The 16,862-nt window shown below is 37.4% G+C and carries 17 protein-coding genes; 11 read left to right on the forward strand and 6 right to left on the reverse strand.

From position 1 onward, the window contains the following. Positions 1 to 4 precede the first annotated feature (4 nt). Positions 5 to 2,170, reverse strand: a complete 2,166-nt coding sequence (locus CPT03_RS18800) for a transglycosylase domain-containing protein (RefSeq protein ID WP_099440270.1) — start codon at positions 2,168 to 2,170, stop codon at positions 5 to 7. Between the two features lie 134 nt (positions 2,171 to 2,304). On the opposite strand from CPT03_RS18800, the gene CPT03_RS18805 reads away from it, so the two are divergent. From CPT03_RS18805 to CPT03_RS18815, 3 genes are read left to right on the forward strand one after another with little or no spacing between them, the layout of a single operon-like run. Beyond that, positions 2,305 to 3,381 (forward strand): Mrp/NBP35 family ATP-binding protein, encoded by a 1,077-nt coding sequence (locus tag CPT03_RS18805; protein WP_172954198.1) that lies wholly within the window; start codon positions 2,305 to 2,307, stop codon positions 3,379 to 3,381. A 37-nt stretch (positions 3,382 to 3,418) separates the two neighbouring features. Next, positions 3,419 to 3,664 carry a NifU family protein gene (locus CPT03_RS18810; protein ID WP_099440271.1) on the forward strand — a complete coding sequence of 82 codons (246 nt, stop codon included), beginning with the start codon at positions 3,419 to 3,421 and terminating at the stop codon, positions 3,662 to 3,664. 54 nt (positions 3,665 to 3,718) lie between these two features. After that, the gene (locus CPT03_RS18815) at positions 3,719 to 4,360 is read left to right on the forward strand and encodes a hypothetical protein (RefSeq protein ID WP_099440272.1); all 642 of its coding nucleotides are present in this window, start codon (positions 3,719 to 3,721) and stop codon (positions 4,358 to 4,360) included. On the opposite strand, the gene def is transcribed toward CPT03_RS18815, so the two are convergent. From def to CPT03_RS18840, 5 genes are read right to left on the reverse strand one after another with little or no spacing between them, the layout of a single operon-like run. Beyond that, complete coding sequence (gene def, locus CPT03_RS18820) at positions 4,357 to 4,923, reverse strand: peptide deformylase (protein WP_099440273.1); 567 nt, start codon at positions 4,921 to 4,923, stop codon at positions 4,357 to 4,359. The two genes, CPT03_RS18815 and def, sit on opposite strands and share 4 nt — an antisense overlap. An 18-nt stretch (positions 4,924 to 4,941) precedes the next feature. Then, positions 4,942 to 6,171, reverse strand: a complete 1,230-nt coding sequence (locus CPT03_RS18825; RefSeq protein WP_099440274.1) for a M16 family metallopeptidase — start codon at positions 6,169 to 6,171, stop codon at positions 4,942 to 4,944. A gap of 36 nt (positions 6,172 to 6,207) precedes the next feature. Continuing rightward, on the reverse strand, positions 6,208 to 6,660 hold the full coding sequence (locus tag CPT03_RS18830; RefSeq protein ID WP_099440275.1) for a hypothetical protein: 453 nt from the start codon (positions 6,658 to 6,660) through the stop codon (positions 6,208 to 6,210). A 38-nt stretch (positions 6,661 to 6,698) separates the two neighbouring features. Continuing rightward, positions 6,699 to 7,868 carry a hypothetical protein gene (locus CPT03_RS18835; RefSeq protein WP_099440276.1) on the reverse strand — a complete coding sequence of 390 codons (1,170 nt, stop codon included), beginning with the start codon at positions 7,866 to 7,868 and terminating at the stop codon, positions 6,699 to 6,701. Beyond that, entirely contained in the window at positions 7,865 to 8,845 is a 981-nt protein-coding gene (locus tag CPT03_RS18840) for a DUF2157 domain-containing protein (protein WP_099440277.1), read from the reverse strand. Before CPT03_RS18840 ends, CPT03_RS18835 begins: the two co-directional genes overlap by 4 nt. Positions 8,846 to 8,986: 141 nt before the next feature. On the opposite strand from CPT03_RS18840, the gene htpG reads away from it, so the two are divergent. The 8 genes from htpG (at position 8,987) to CPT03_RS18880 (ending at position 16,854) form a co-directional block, all read left to right on the forward strand. After that, a complete protein-coding gene (gene htpG, locus CPT03_RS18845) occupies positions 8,987 to 10,876 on the forward strand; it encodes a molecular chaperone HtpG (RefSeq protein ID WP_216641569.1) in 1,890 nt (629 codons plus the stop codon). A 177-nt stretch (positions 10,877 to 11,053) separates the two neighbouring features. Next, positions 11,054 to 11,758, forward strand: coding sequence for a DUF4397 domain-containing protein (locus tag CPT03_RS18850; RefSeq protein ID WP_099440278.1), 705 nt, complete (start codon positions 11,054 to 11,056; stop codon positions 11,756 to 11,758). A 113-nt stretch (positions 11,759 to 11,871) separates the two neighbouring features. Continuing rightward, positions 11,872 to 12,441, forward strand: a complete 570-nt coding sequence (locus CPT03_RS18855; protein WP_099440279.1) for an RNA polymerase sigma factor — start codon at positions 11,872 to 11,874, stop codon at positions 12,439 to 12,441. Continuing rightward, a complete protein-coding gene (locus tag CPT03_RS18860; protein ID WP_157766495.1) occupies positions 12,428 to 13,669 on the forward strand; it encodes a hypothetical protein in 1,242 nt (413 codons plus the stop codon). Before CPT03_RS18855 ends, CPT03_RS18860 begins: the two co-directional genes overlap by 14 nt. Positions 13,670 to 13,711: 42 nt before the next feature. After that, positions 13,712 to 14,290, forward strand: a complete 579-nt coding sequence (locus CPT03_RS18865) for a TlpA family protein disulfide reductase (RefSeq protein ID WP_245869891.1) — start codon at positions 13,712 to 13,714, stop codon at positions 14,288 to 14,290. A gap of 96 nt (positions 14,291 to 14,386) precedes the next feature. Continuing rightward, positions 14,387 to 14,758, forward strand: a complete 372-nt coding sequence (locus CPT03_RS18870; protein ID WP_099440282.1) for a hypothetical protein — start codon at positions 14,387 to 14,389, stop codon at positions 14,756 to 14,758. 39 nt (positions 14,759 to 14,797) lie between these two features. After that, the gene (locus tag CPT03_RS18875; RefSeq protein WP_099440283.1) at positions 14,798 to 15,391 is read left to right on the forward strand and encodes a penicillin-binding protein activator LpoB; all 594 of its coding nucleotides are present in this window, start codon (positions 14,798 to 14,800) and stop codon (positions 15,389 to 15,391) included. 29 nt (positions 15,392 to 15,420) lie between these two features. Then, on the forward strand, positions 15,421 to 16,854 hold the full coding sequence (locus tag CPT03_RS18880) for a COG3014 family protein (RefSeq protein WP_099440284.1): 1,434 nt from the start codon (positions 15,421 to 15,423) through the stop codon (positions 16,852 to 16,854). Positions 16,855 to 16,862: the final 8 nt, after the last annotated feature.

A 16,862-nucleotide genomic window follows, 5' to 3' on the forward strand; every position in this document is an offset into this window, starting at 1 on the left:
TCGGCTATTGGTTTTCGAGTTGTTTTTCAAGCTCCTTTTCTTTTCTTCGTTGCTCTCTTTTTTCTTCTCTTAATTGTTTGCGGGTTTTCTTAACGGTATCAACTGTTATGGTTGGTTTTGAAACAGAGTCTTTCTTGGTTTCTCCACCAAATAACCTATCAAAAAGATTTTTAGACGCATCATGGGTTTCTATAGCCGGGAGCGGATCATCACTGTCAAAGGCATTTGTATCAATAGTAGTTGTATCAGGCAATAAATACTGTCTTAAGCCCTCTCTTAAATGTACATTATAGAAGCCATATCCGCTAGTATCAGGAGGCGTTAACCCTCTTTTAGCCATAATGTTACCAATATATTTAAAGTATGGATACATGTAGTCTTTAAGGCCACCATCTCCTCTGAATTTGTACAGGGCTATTTTAGGTCGGGGAACTATATTTGCAAGAAATATACCTTCTCCAATATTTAAGTCTGATGGTCTTTTCCCAAAATAATGCCTTGTGGCCTCACCAATGCCATAAACATTCTGTCCCATTTCAATAATATTAAAATAGACTTCAAGCATTCTGTTTTTGGTAGTGAGGTGGTTATTTTCTATAAGCCAAACTATTAATATTTCCTCAGCTTTACGGGCAAGTGTTTTTTGGCGACTCAAAAACACGTTCTTAACCAACTGCATTGAAATAGTACTGCCCCCACGAACAAACCTTTTCTCTTTAAAGTTTACTGCAAAAGACTTGCGAATAGATTCCTGAACAAATCCTTTGTGTGTAAAAAAGGAAGGGTCTTCGGAGGTTAATATTGCATTTTTAAAGTTGCTCGAAACCTCTGAAAGTGGGGTAAAGTTCGGATTTCCGGGACCTATAAGAATGTCTCTCATCGGCTTTCCACGTTCGTATGGTGTATATATAAAATCTTTATTGATTTTCTGCAGGTTGGTTTTTCCCCATTTTAAAATCTTGAAATTTGTTGGGGTTAAGCCAGATGAGAATTTAACGCTGTCTGGTAAAGAACTGTCAAGATAAAAGTCAAGGTCATACTTAAGTTTTCCACTAACCTTTAGCCCTTCCAACGATTCGAATAGTCCTTGCGGAAATGAGTTGAAAAGCTCTTGGGCATCTTGTTCAGGGGCACGAACTTTTACTTCATATATCTTATTGGGCGAAAGTGTATATTTTAGGTAAGGGTGTATGGCTGCATTTTTTAAAAGAATTGTTGAAGAGCTATCCAAAGCAAGGTAGTTTTCTCCAATAAGCATATCAGCTTCAATTTTCGCATCATGGATAATGATATCATTAGATGCAATTTTTGGATGGTTTACCAGTAAATTCTTAACCGACCAGGAACCTTCAATTTTGAATGCATCACCACTGTAATCAGCACTTTTCATCTCCGTCCTCACGGTATCAAAGCTAAATTTAGCATGAATCTTATCATTAAGATACTGAAGCTGAACAGGGCTTTTTTCTGCAAAGAGCATTACATCCAGCTGTTTCCGTCCCGGCTTTAGTTTTCCGTTAACATGCCAGGTTGCTTCGTTATCATTTACAAGTATTGTAGAAGTAAGGTCGCCATCGTCTATTGTTGCGGTGCTTGTTAAAAACTTTAGCTTCGCTGTATCATTATCATTTACAGCCAGCATCAGGTTTTTAACCTCCATGTTGTCAGGTATTTTGTAAAGAAACTGATTGAGTAGGTTATGCGCTAAATCGCCAAGGTCAACTTTAGATTTTTTTTCAGTACTATCCTTTTTTTTACGCTTTAAAATAAAGTCAAGGTTGCTAAGCGAATCCTTAAATACAATGTTTATTTTACCAGTATTCAAGGTTACTTCTGAGAGTTTTACATCACCAACCAGTAAAGGGAATAGCTTAACACCTACAGTAAGATCATTGATGGTAGTTAATGTATCTCTTTCTTTAGGTACAATAGAAATATCGGTCATGTGTACGGTACTTAGCCCGCTAAAACCTGCACTTCCAATCTTGATATCCAGGTTAAAATCTTTATTGGCTTTGGCAATTGCTTTGGCCATCATTTTTTGTAATAAAGCTTCTCTTTTGTTGTAAGCAATGGCGCCCAACGCAATACAAACCACAAGAAAACTGCCTAAAACCCACGCTCCAATCTTTATATATTTTTTAGGGATGTTAATTTTTGGAAGATGCATGCTGTAGAATAAAATTATTATTTGGTGTTAAAATTACACTAAAAACGCTAAAGTCAATTAAAATTATTCACCCATTTGCAATAATGTAAAGAACGGGCATGAATGCTTGATGAGTTTTAGTTAAATTTGTAACAATGATTATTAGCCCAGAACAAGTCCTTGCAGCCTTGAGAAATGTTGAAGATCCTGATCTTAAAAAAGATCTGGTGACTTTGAACATGATCAAAGATTTAAAAATTGAAGATAAAAACGTAAGTTTTACCTTAGAGTTGACCACCCCTGCATGCCCTATGAAGGACATGCTTAAAAATGCGTGTCTGAATTCGATAAAACATTTTGTTAGTCAGGAGGCAGAGGTGAGCATCAACATTACTTCAAGGGTAACCAAGCCAATGGATACTACCCAATTAAAAGCAATCAGAAATATTATTCTTGTTTCATCCGGAAAAGGAGGCGTAGGAAAGTCTACTGTTGCAAGTAATCTTGCGGTGTCTTTAGCTGCTGACGGAGCAAAGGTTGGTTTGATTGATGCGGATATTTATGGGCCATCAGTACCAACAATGTTTGATCTGGTTGGGGCTAAACCAAGTGCCAGAGAAACGGAAGAGGGTAAAACCCTTATTTTACCGATTGAAAAGCATGGTATAAAGCTACTTTCTTTAGGCTTTTTTGCAGATCCTGATCAGCCAGTGCCATGGCGTGGGCCTATGGCCTCAAATGCCGTTAAGCAATTGTTTAATGATGCCGATTGGGGTGAGCTTGATTATCTGATTGTAGACCTTCCTCCTGGCACAGGAGATATTCATATTACCATTACACAGAGTTTCCCTATTGCAGGAGCAGTTATTGTTACTACCCCACAGCAAGTGGCTTTGGCCGATACCAGAAAAGGTCTGGCCATGTTTAAAATGCCGGGAATTAATATTCCTGTTTTAGGAGTTGTCGAAAATATGGCTTATTTTACACCTGAAGAATTGCCAGAAAATAAGTATTATATTTTTGGTAAAGATGGAGGTAAGGAACTGGCAAAATCTTTTGATGTGCCATTTTTAGGTGAGATTCCAATAGTGCAAAGTATTGCAGAGGCAGGAGATAACGGAGCACCTATTGCTTTAAATACAGATAGCATACTTTCGGCAGAGTTTGCAGAAATAGCAGGAAGAGTAGCCCAACAGATAGCTATTAATAATGCACAACCTGCTAATTGCTAAAAAATTACTATTTTTATACTTTACTAAAATATAACCAATGAATTTAACAGAACAAGTAGAGCAGGCATTAGAGACTATCCGTCCATATTTAATAGCGGATGGTGGAGATGTTGCCATTGAAGAGATTACGCCGGAGAATGTAGTTAAATTAAAATTATTAGGTAACTGCGGCTCCTGCAAAATGAGCTTTATGACAATGAAAGCGGGCATTGAACAGGCAATTATGAAGGCGGTACCAGAAATTACCTCAGTAGTGGCTATAAACTTAGCTGAACCGGTATAGACAATTTAACACTATTTAACTAGCCGTTTTATTAAATACAGCTAATTTTGTAACATGAAGTATTCGTTCACCTTAATATTGCTTCTTTTTGTTTCTTCAGTATTTGCTCAGCAGATTACTGCAGACAAGAAATTGATCCAGTTTTCCGGAATAATAACGGATGTGGACAGTAATACAGTTGTACCTTACGTAACCGTTACAAATTTAACAGATAAAGAGCAGCGCTACGCAGCCAACTATAAGGGATTTTTCTCTTTTATAGCCCATCCAGGAGATACAATTTTGTATACTGCAGTAGGTTATAAGGATTTGCTGCTGGCGGTTCCTTCTGTAATTAATGATACCAAATATACGGCTATGATTAAGTTAAAAGCCGAAATTATTAACCTTCCCACTGTTCGGGTTTATCCATGGGCCACTGTAGAGGAGTTCACCAGAGACTTCATGTCTATGAAAATAGCGGATGACGATTATGCTATCGCCTTTAAAAACCTATCACAGGAAAGCCTTTCGGGGTTAATGCAAACCCTGCCAAGAGATGGAGGAGAAATTCAGAGCTCAAATTTCAGGGCAAATCACGGCAGATCCATAAACAAGAATATGGTTCAAACCAACCCATTGCTTAATCCATTTGCATGGGGTAAACTAATGCAGTCTATTTTTAAGGGAGATAAGAGCCGAAGCGCAGATAATTAGTGCTTCTTGCCCTTATTCTGATGCGGAAAACGCATCTTATACTCGGCCTTTATGTTACCTTTAGAAATTGCATCTAACTTGCTTTGAAGCATTCTTTTGCGCAATAATCCTAATTTATCAGTAAACAAAGTGCCTTCTATATGATCGTACTCATGCTGTATAACGCGCGCAGGCATACCCGTAAATTCTTCGGTATGTAGTTCCCAGTTCTCATCGTAATATTCAATTAGAACATTTGGTTTTCTCGATACATCTTCTCTAATATCAGGAATACTTAAGCAACCTTCATTAAAAGCCCATGGTTCTCCGGTTTCTTCAAGGATTTCAGCATTAATAAAAACCTTTTTAAAGCGGTTTTTGTCTTTATCATCGGCACCGGTATCAACAATAAACAGACGTATTGGTAGCCCAATTTGAGGGGCTGCCAAGCCAACTCCATTAGCATTATACATGGTGTCGAACATATTGCTTATTAGCTGTGTCAGGTCCGGGTATGTCTCATCAATTGGAGCGCATACTTTCTTCAAAACCGGATCTCCGTATGCTACAATGGGTAACTTCATTCTGCAAAAATACAAATATTACCCTAAAGGATAAAAAGTTAGGGCACTAAGATTACTTTCATCTAATATTTCGTTGGTAATATTGCCAATCTCTGTTGTTGTAACGGCTTGTATCTTGTTAAAAACAGTCTGCAGATCATCTATTTTATTATAGTCGATAAGGCTTTTTGCCATAGAAATAATTAGTCCAATTCGGTTTTCCTCACCAAGGGCTATCTGCCCGATAAATTTATTCTTGGCTTTTTGGAGTTGTATTTCACTAAATGGATTATCTCGTAGCTTCCTTAGCTCTTTAAAAATGAGGCTGCTGGCTTTATTTACCTTTTCTTTATCAGTACCAAAGTAAAGTGTGAATATACCAGTGTCACTTAGCGGACTATAACCAGATTCAATAGTATAGGCAATTCCATATTTTTCCCTGATTTGCAGGTTCAATATAGAACTCATGCCATTGCCACCAAGCAGGTTATTGAGCAATAACAAGCCTGTTTTATAAGGATGGTGTAATGAATAAGCCTGTGAGCCGAGCATTACGTGTGCCTGCTGAATTGGTTTATTGAATGTTTTTGTAACAACAGGAGCCTTTAAAGGGGATTGTCTGCTTACACTATGCAGATTAGCCGGAATTTCTGAATAATGCCTGCTTCCAACTTTTATTACCTTATTAAAAGTGTAATTACCCAAAACAGCAACAACAATTTTATCAGTATGATAGTTTTCCTTTATAAACCTATGGATGTCTTCCTGAGTAATTTTACTTACACTTTCGGTTGTCCCCAGTATATTTCTTCCCAATGGATGTCCGGAGAACACCAGGTCTTCAAAATCATCGTAAATTGCTTCCTCCGGCTGGTCAAGGTAAGACGCTATCTCATCTAGTACCACGCTTTTTTCCTTATCCATTTCATCTTCAGGAAATGTAGAATGAAAAACAATATCATTAAAAAGCTCCAGCGTTCTATCCAGATATGGATTTAAAAAAGAAGCATGAACACATGTGTACTCCTTAGTTGTATAGGCGTTTAGATCAGCTCCAACACTCTCAAGTCTGTTTAATATTTGATTTGTATTTCGCTTTTCTGTGCGCTTAAATATCAGGTGCTCAATAAAATGTGCTAATCCTGCGTTTTCATCTTTCTCATCTCTTGAACCACTATTTATAATGATGCAGGCATGAGATATTGCAGATGCGGATGGTACATGAAGTAGACGGATGCCATTTGGCAAGGTATGAATGTTGTATTCCATTAATCGTGCAAAGATACAGAGAAATATATCATGCCATTATAATTTTTCGGTATCGGGGTAGTTCAGGTTTAAAGCTTCAATTATGGCCTGTTTACTTGGTCTGGCCGATACCAGAAGCATGAAAAAAACAACCCCAACAATCAGGAACACAAAGTTTGCACTTACCAGAAAACCAACAATGTTTAATAGCGCAGGCAGTTCAAAAAGGGCTGTCCGCATTAAAAAAGCAACCTGGTATTTATTAATCTTGTCATCTGCAGAAAGCTCCTGAAGATTAGATAGTTGCCTTTTAAATAAAAACTGGCCTAGCACAATTGAAACTAGCCCAATCAAAGGGAATAAAGGGAAAAAGATATCATTCTGATTCAGGTCTGCATCCAGATAAAGGCGATCCTTAACCGTTAAATATGAGGTTGCGGCCATTGCCACTATTGCTAAGCAAAATGCAAGATGTATGGTTTGCATTGCTTTTAATTTTGAAGAAGCCATTTTTAAAGCATTAAGTTAATTCAAGATAATGATTTCTTTTAAAAATTACCACTGGCACCCCCACCGCCAAAATCACCCCCACCAAATCTTGTGTTGTCTGCCGGGACTTGCGGGCCGGAAAAAGTTTCTGAAACAATGAGCGATTCTACTTTTAGCTTATCCATAAAGTTGTCTTGTTCCAAGTCTTCGTAAGTAAAGCCATGTTTTGGCGTTTTCAGGTATTTCATTACCCAGTAACAAATCCCTAGAAGGATAATTCCCGCAATACAAAGTACTCCTTCAATTGGCATTACATGGTAGTAGTTTCTGAAAGTAAAAGCGGCAGCTGCTACCAGTAACAGGCCCGTTCTTAATACAATTGCATCTTTTTTTCTGAGCCCAGAATATATATAAACAAGAGGGAGCAGAATAGTCCATGTCCAGAAGAAAAAACCAAAAGGAACTGGGGTGGGTTTAGCGATGTCGGAACTTACAGGGCTCAATACTTGCACTACATAGTAATTCCCCGCCAGATATAGAATAAGCAAACTAATAATCTGTATTACAAGGAAGCAGTTGTTGTAATAAATGGTTGTTTTTTTCCCTACACTGCGCCTTGATAAAAAATAAATTCCAGAACAAACAATCATTATTAAAAAAGGCATGGTTAACATTCCCCACAAAATGAGGTCTTTCCATACCATAAAGACAGTTGCAATAAGTGCGATCAAACTTACGGCTGTCATCAGCATATCCGTAAAACGGAGGGCGTAGTAAAACGCAAGTAAAAAGATAAAGAGGGAAACTCGAGAATAAGGGAAATCGTTATTTATGGTTGGTTGCAACAGAATGAACGCGGTTAAAATGAAGCCCGCCGAAATCCAGATCAGGGCATCATCCACACCAGATTTAAAGTGGTTATTACTTTTTATCATAACCTCAAGAACGATATAAGTAATAATGCCGATAAATAATGAAAAGCCCCAGGTATCAATGATATCCAGGTTGCTGGTCATCATAACCAGCAAGCCAACGGAAAAAGAAACAATAATGCAGGTCAGAATAAATAAACCTATTCTGATAAAAATGTTAGGCGTATAAAACCCTACAGGATATTTGTCTGCTATTTTCTTTTGTTCATCAATACTGATTGCCTCAGCTTTACGGGCTTTTTGTGCTTCTTCCCTAATTAATAAATTCGCAAGCCAAATGTTGTTATAAATAATCATGCGGCTTTAATTTTTTTATTGAGGTTAATTAATAGAAATATAATAGCTATAGCAGAGGCAATGAAATACATAAATGAAAGTGTAATGGACGCATCGTCTTTCATCGCAAAAAGCATTCTTAATACCAGGCTGCTAACTGCTATATAGGTATACAAAACAACCAAAAGCAAAAAGTAAAAAGAATGATGTTTCAAGGCATTTTTATAAATATAGAAAGCTAAAGCAAACAAGGTAATTATGAACAGAAATGAAAGCCCTGACTCGTAATAAAAGAAATAACCAGCCAATAGGGATATAAACGAAAGGTGCACTCCAAAATGCTGGTAGGTAAATCTAAAGTGCTTTTTGAAATTAAAATGAGTACTTAAATGTGCTGCAAGGAGAAGTAATAACCCTAAAAACAGGTAAGTGAGGATAACGGTTTGGCTATTAAAATCAGTATTTAACAACAATTGTTTTGGCGTTACCGAAACTCCCATCCAGATTGCCATGTTGGTTATTCCCATGGCCAGAATTCCAAGATGATCGAACTGGTAGGCTATATAAAATAACATAACCATGGGAATGAAGGTGGCCATCCCATAGTTCGTTCCAAACACAGTATATTGAAATTGTAAATATCCAACGAATGATAGGAAACTAAGGCAACCTAAGAGTAGAATATAATCAAAAAAAGAGTTGGGTGATTTTACAAGTTCTTTGCTAAATGGCTTTTTATTTTTAAAGCAGTAAAAAAAACATCCGGCACTTATTGCCGCAATGATGAGTAAAATTACCTGATGGCCAATGGTATCTATATTTTTATAGATCAGGATGCCCAGTCCGGAACTTAAAAGCATTACCCCAAGGTAAAGCAGTGTTTTAATTTCCCAATGCAGAGAAAACAAGGTGTTCCCTGACATGTTTTTAACCTTTTCGAAGGAATCTTCCGAAATACAGTCTTCTTCAAAAAGCTTTTTAAAAAGTTCAATGTTCATTATAAAGAGATGTTAATCACAGGATAACTCAAGTATACAAAAAAGATGTCGTGTAAATACCAACTACTGTCAATTTGACAACAAAACTAATTTGGAACATCCCTTGATAGGGAGCCTATGTACTTAAAAATGAGTTAACATATGAGCATAGAAGAAAAAGGAACCATATCCATTCACACGGAAAACATTTTCCCAATCATCAAGAAATTCCTGTATTCCGATAACGAGATCTTTTTAAGAGAGCTTGTTTCAAATGCCGTTGATGCGGTACAAAAAATTAAACGTTTAGCAGCATTAGGGCAGTACAGCGGGGAGCTGGGAGAGCCTTTGGTAGAGGTTGCTGTAGATAAAGAAAAAAAGACCATTACCATTACAGATAATGGTTTAGGGATGACAGCCGAAGAGATCAAAAAGTATATCAATCAGGTGGCATTTTCTGGAGCAAGCGAATTTGTAGAGAAATTTAAAGACGCCAAAGATGCTAATGAGATTATTGGTAAATTTGGTTTAGGCTTTTACTCGGCCTTTATGGTGGCTGATTTGGTAGAGATCCAAACGTTGTCTTACCAGGATGGCGCAGAGCCGGCAAGATGGGTTTGCGATGGAAGTACTGAGTTTGAAATTACTGCTGGTAGCAGAACCACCCGTGGTACCGAAATTATACTTCATATAAATGCTGAGTCTGAAGAATTTTTAGATAACCATAAAATAGAAGAAATTCTTGATAAATACGGTAAGTTTTTACCGGTACCAATTAAATTTGGAACAAAAACAGTTCAGGAACCAGATGGCGAGGATGAAGAAGGAAAACCAAAAACAATAGGAGTAGAGGTTGATAATATCATCAATACAACTAACCCAATCTGGACTAAAGCGCCTGCAGATTTGTCAGATGAAGACTATCTTGCATTTTATAAGCAATTGTATCCATTCTCTGAAGATCCGTTGTTCTGGATTCACCTGAATGTAGACTATCCTTTTAACTTAACCGGAGTGCTTTACTTCCCTAAAGTGAAAAATGATTTTGATATGCAGCGCAATAAAATCAAATTGTTTTCACGTCAGGTGTTTATTACCGACGAAGTAAAAGATATTGTGCCAGAGTTTTTAATGTTGTTGCATGGGGTTATCGACTCGCCTGATATTCCTTTAAACGTATCAAGAAGCTTTTTGCAGGCTGATAGTAACGTTAAAAAAATCAACAGCTACATCACTAAAAAAGTAGCCGATAAACTTCAGGAACTATTTAATAAAGACCGTAAAGGATACGAAGAGAAGTGGGGAGATATTGGCCTGTTTGTAAAATATGGAATGGTAAGCGAAGAGAAGTTTAATGATAAAGCAAAAGACTTCGCATTGCTGACGAACACTAAGAATGAAAATTTTACGCTTGATGAGTACCATGAAAAAGTTAAAGATTTCCAAACTGATAAAAACGGACAGGTAGTTTATATTTATTCAAACGATCCATCAAAACAAGATAGCTTTATTCAATCGGCAAATAAAAAAGATTACGATGTTTTACTGATGAATTCTCCTATTGATAACCACTTTGTTAGCCATCTGGAGCAAAAACTTGAAAAAACATCTTTAAAGCGTGTAGATTCAAGTGTGGCCGATAAATTAATTGAAAAAGGCGACGCTATTGAATCAGTACTTACCGAAGAGCAAAGTAAAACCGTATCTGGTATTTTTGAGAAAGCGATAACTAAACCAGGTATGCACGTAGAGGTGGTGGGTTTAAGCCCTGATGAATTGCCTGTTACTGTAACCATGGATGAATTTATGCGCCGTATGAAAGATATGGCCCAAATGGGAGGCGGAATGGGCTTTTATGGCAGTATGCCTGATAGTTATAAGGTTGCTATTAATGGAAACCATAAGCTAATCGGAAAGATTCTTAAGGCCGAGAATGAGGAAGAACAAAGCTTGCTTGCTAAACAGGCCGTTGATCTTGCCTTACTTGCACAAGGAATGCTAACAGGGGCAGAATTAACAGCTTTTGTAAGCAGAAGCGTTGAGCTGATATAGATTCTAAATTCAGTTTATAATATTTAGATCCCACCATGAGCATCATGGCGGGATTTTTATTTTTAATGCAGGTGTAGCGTTTTGATCAATAAAGTCGTTTTAGCAAGAAAAAAGTGTTAATGGCCATTAACCATATATTTTAATATTGATAATACAACCCTTAAAAGATAATACATTATGAAATTTACAAACAAATTTAAAGCGATATCAAAAACACTTATTGCTGCGGTTACAGTCTCAGCGGTAATGGTATCTTGTACAAAGGATAAGTTTGACTATACACCTCAACCGATATCCGCTTTGGGCGTTATTCATGCTTCTCCAACTACTGAAAAACTAGATTTTTACATTGGAGAGACTAAAGTAAATAACGATGATTTTGCTTACACCAACAGAATTAACTACAAACAGGTTCTTTCTGGAGAAAGAGATGTAAAAATTACTAAAAAAGGATCTGCTACAAGTGTTCTATCAGAAAAGCTAAAATTAAAAGAGCAAATGGCATACTCGCTTTTTGTGATAGATGGATTTGATAAAGTAAAGTTTCTATTAGTTAAGGATTCTGTTACTATGCCGGGTTCAGGTAAAGCTAAACTTCGTTTTATAAACCTTAGTCCTGATGCCCCTGCATTGAACCTAGAAATTGCCGGAAAAGATGCGCCTGTTGCTACAAATAAATTATTTAAAGAATATAGTAACTTTGAAAGTATTGATGCAGGCGATAAAGTAACATTTAAGGTTAAAGACGGTGCTGGTGCTGAAGTTGCAACCTTAGTTGATCAAAAAATTGAAAATGGTAAAGTTTATACCATTTGGGTAAAAGGACTTAAGTCGGCTACAACTGACGAAATGAAAGTTGGAGCGGTTATTTTTAACCACTAATAATCTGCTTAATAAGCCGGCCTGCAAAGTAAGCCGGCTTACATAAACCTAATTCGCTTGCGCTACGCTATAGATATGATTATAACACGAATTCTTAATTGTGCTGAAAAGGAATGCTCGGGCTTGAGGATATTATAGCAGGGTGTTTGAAGAATGACAACAAAAGTAAGGAGATGATTTATAAATCATTCTACGGCTATTTAATGGGTGTTATTTTGCGTTATGTTAACGATAGAAATGACTCGGAAGAGCTTGTAAATGATAGTTTTATAAAGATTTTTAAAGGGATAACACAGTTTAGTTTCCCAAAGGATGATACAGAATTACAAAAGGCTTTTAAGGGCTGGATAGCAAGAATCTCATCTCGTACGGCAATAGACTTTTTAAGAACAAAAAAGACATACATGTACGTTGATGATATAGGCGAAGACCAGCAGCCTCTTACACGTATTGATGCTGTTTCGCAATTAAATGTGCAGGATATTCTAAAACTCCTAAATAAATTGCCGGAAACACACCGGATTATTTTTAATATGTATGAAATTGAAGGGTTTTCGCATGATGAGATATCGAAAATGCTGAACATTCCGGAAAGCTCAAGCAGGGTTTACCTTACAAGGGCAAAGAATAAGTTGAGGGACTTATATTCTAAAACATTAATTAATTCATATGCAACGAACTGAACATATGAAAGAGTCTGAAGATGAGTTAATAGCTCACATAAAAGAAAGTCTGTCGGGGCATGAGGAAGAGTATGTCCCAGGCTCATGGGAGAACTTTAGTGAAATTGAAGGCAAAAGAAATACAAAAGTATTATGGCTGTGGCGCTTAAGCAGTGCGGCTGCCGTGGTATTAATTGCTGCTGCGGCAATGATGTTTTTTAGCAATAAAGTAACAGATCAGCTGCCAGTACAAAGTGTACAGCACAAACAAAAGGCACCTCATCCTTATGTTAAGCCTGAAGAAAAAGAGGCTAAAGATGCAAATCTGTCAATAGTGGTCAAAGAGCATGAGCAAGTGCCAACTCAAATGCAAAAAAACAATATTGTTGCCTATGCTGCTGATAAAGAGCCTTTAAGCGCTGTTTCGGCTACTTCTACAGAAACAATTGTCGAAAAATCAAGCCCTGTTGTACCTGTAGGGCGAGTTCCTGAGGTAACCCAGGAGATTGTAAAAACAGCACCCAAACCGACTGCCACAGAGAATAAAACTACCGTTTTTCAGGAATTTCTTAACGGAGAGACTCGGAAAAATCAGGGTAATCCTATAGTAAAGTCAGCAGTTCATCAAAAAGAAGACAAATGGGAATTGGGGCTAGTCGTTTCTCCATCGTTTGGCAATACCAAAAAGCTTAACATGGGTTATGGCGTAACTATGGGATATGCATTAACAGACAAAATCTCTTTAAGTTCTGGTGTATCTTATAGCGAAATGGCTGCTTCAAAAAGTTTGCCTCCTACCGTAAGTACGGCTCTTGCTGGGCAAAATAAAGATCTGGAATCTATAGAAGCACAAGTTACCGGAATAGATATTCCTCTTGAGCTTAAATACCATTTAAGTAAAAACTTTTATGCCAATGTTGGGGTATCTGCATTTGCTGTAATAAATCAAAAACAGAGCAATAGCTATATCCAGGGTAAACTGGTAGAGAGTCCTGCGTTTTCAAGCGACGGACTGGCAGATATGAAAACATTTGCCGTAAACGAAAGAGTTGTTGAGCCGGCTCCTGAATCAGAAATAAAAGATGGAAGATATATTGGCTTCTATAATTTTTCGTTTGGATACAAGCAAAAGATATCTAAAAATAAAGCGGTATCAATTGAACCTTTTATGAAAGTGCCAATGAAAGAGGTTTCTAAAGAAAACTTACGACTGATTGGCACGGGAGTGAGGCTAAAGCTTGATTTTTAGCGTTTATTTTTAAACGCGTAACTTTGCTTTGCTATGAGAGAAATGATGACGAAGAAAAACATAATAAATGCTGTATTTATAGCATTGTTCCTGATCATTTTATTTGTTCCGTCGGCCAAAGCATTTTTAATGCAAGGGCTAATGGAGATAGGCTTGTTTAAACCTCGAACAGAACCCATAGCAGCAGGGACTCCTCCTGCTGACCTTTCAGGAATTAAATTTGAAGATAAGAGCGGAAAAACGGTTGACCTCGGGTCATTAAAAGGCAAAGTAATATTTATTAATTTCTGGGCTACCTGGTGCCCTCCTTGTCTGGCAGAAATGCCTTCTATCAACAAGCTTTATGAACAATATAAAAGTGATAAGGATGTTGTTTTTATTATGGTAGATGCAGATAGCAACTTAGCTAAAGCACAAAAGTATATGGATTCAAGAAGCTACGGAATGCCGGTTTATTCAGTTGCGTCAAACATTCCCGAAAATCTTTTTAAAGGGGCATTGCCAACAACAATTGTTTTTGATAAGCAAGGTCGTATATCCTACAATGAATCTGGAGCAGCCAATTATGCAAGTTCAAAATTCATTGAATTTATTGAGCAATTGAAGAATCTTAAGATTTAACATTTTTTAACTGGATTATTGACACTTGGATTGTAATTCTATAAGAAAATCAATAAAAATATTAAGTAATTTTGCTTTCAGTTAAACCTTTATACTATGAAAAGGACTTTGATGATTATTGCAGGCTTATTAGCCGGTGTTACCTATACTTTTAATGGGTATGGACAGCAAGCCAATCTGGTTAAGGATCAAAACCCCAGATATGAAGAGGCCAGGGCTAAATACATGAACATGTCCGACTCTTTAACCCGAGATCAGGGTACAACTGTTCAAAACACCTATAAGGCATACGATTGGTACGAAGTCAGAGAAGAACGCCGAAAACTGCGGCGTGAACGTAATTATGAGCGTAGCCTGTATTCCTACCCTTATTATTACGGGAACTCTTATTACTACCCGTCCTTAAATTTTGGATGGGGCCATCGCTACAACTATTGGGGGAATTACGGAACATGCTGGGGCTGGTAAGCTAAAACACAACATTTACTTAAAAATATATCTAATAAAATGCAGTTTAAAAAAATATTAACTCTCGCTGCCATTGCAGTTTCTGGCCTTATGATTTCATCATGTTCCAGACAAGTAACAAGAATTAACACAACAGAGACGGTTGATGTTAGCGGAAATTGGAATAACACTGACTCCAGAATAGTTGCTCAGGAAATGACACAAAGCGTGTTGGGCGCCAAATGGTTATCTACCCATCTTGAGGCTAAAGCAGGCAAAAAACCAGTAGTAGTCGTTGGCCTTGTTCAAAATAAAAGCCATGAGCATATAGATGCAGAAACATTTGTTAAAGATGTTGAGCAGGCATTTGTTCAAAGTGAGCGCGTTCGTTTGGTGCAGGGAGGTAAAAAAAGAGAAGAACTGCGCGCAGAAAAAGCAGATCAGCAAGATAATGCCTCTGTTTCTACAATGAAGAAATTCGGATTGGAAAACGGAGCTGACTATATTTTGCAGGGTTCAATTAATTCGATTGTTGATTCTCATAAACGCAAAAAAGTAGTTTATTATCAGGTAAATCTGGAGTTAACAGATATCCAAACCAACGAAGTTGTATGGATAGGAGATAAAAAAATTGCTAAATACGTTAAGAACTAGCAGGATCCTGGTCCGGCTAAGATAACAGTATGACAAATAATAGTAAGAATAAGCTTAAGGCATCAGTTCTTTTAGGATTGATGCTTTTTCTTTTTAGCTGTGCTTCTTATAATGAGAAAATTGCGGGGTATTATAAACAAATCGCAACGGGAAATTATAATGAGGCTGTTAAGGAGCTGGATAAGAATCGCCTGCTCCAGAAACCACGAAATAAATTGCTGTTCTTAATGGAAAAAGGAAAAGCAAGCCACCTGATCGGTGACTATGAAAACAGCAACCGTTATTTTAATGAGGCCGACCAACTTTTGGAAAATGGAATTGGTGGTGCTATGGATGCTGTTGTTGGAACGCTTGTAAATCCCATGACCCAGGCTTATAAAGGAGAAGACTTTGAAAAGTTTATGATTCATTATTATAAGGCTCTTAACTACCTATATCTGCACAAAACAGAAGATGCGATAGTAGAAGCCCGAAGAATTAGCCTGCAATCGCAAGAGCAGGGGGATAAGTTTAACGATAAAGAGAACAGATATTCTAAAGATGCATTTTCTTTAATGCTTCAGGGTTTAATATATGAAAGCGACGGAGACGTTAATAATGCTTTTATCGCTTACCGGAATGCCGCAGAAGTTTATTTAAAAAGCCCGGATAAAACCTACTACGGAACAACTTTACCTAAAGAGCTAGAACTTGATGTACTTAGAATGGCTGATGAAAATGGCTTTAAATCGGAATTAAACAGATTTGAAGAACTGTTTAATATAAAATATCAGCCACAGCCTTCTTCGGAAGGGGGAACGCTAATTCTTTTTTGGGAAAATGGTTTAGCACCGGTTAAGCAACAAGAAGAGTTTCTTTTTTCCCTTATCCGTGGCAGTAATGGAGATCTGGTATTTACCAATGCTGCAGGGACCTTGTTTATTCCCTATAATACGGCATATGGAACCGGCGACATTAATTTAAACTCTGTTAATAGCCTAAGGGCCACTTATCCGAAATACGTGGCTCAGCGGCCTTATTTCGCCAGTGCCACAATTACAAATGCCGATTCAACAATTAGCTTTGAAAAGGCTGAAGATATTAATGAACTTGCATTTAAAACGCTCAACCAGCGTTTTGCAAAGGAGATGGGTAAAATACTGACCCGTTTGGCAGTAAAGAAAAGTGCTGAATATGCACTTAAAGCCAGCGCCAAGGGAAATGGAAAAGATGGTAAGGACAATTCCTTACTTGAGGGCTTAGGCTTCGGTATGCAGTTGTATAGCCTGCTGTCAGAGAAAGCAGATACCAGAAACTGGCAAACACTGCCCAGCGAAATCCGTTATGCCCGAATCCCGTTAAAAAAGGGGGATAATGCGATTACCCTTACTTTAAAAGGAGTCAATGGCAACAACGAAACAAAAACAATTAATATAACCGGGACCGGGAAAATGCAGTTTTATAATTACTCAACTCTGCGTTAGCAGCCCAC

This window comes from Pedobacter ginsengisoli (genome assembly GCF_002736205.1).
GTDB classification, from domain to species: Bacteria; Bacteroidota; Bacteroidia; order Sphingobacteriales; family Sphingobacteriaceae; genus Pedobacter; species Pedobacter ginsengisoli_A.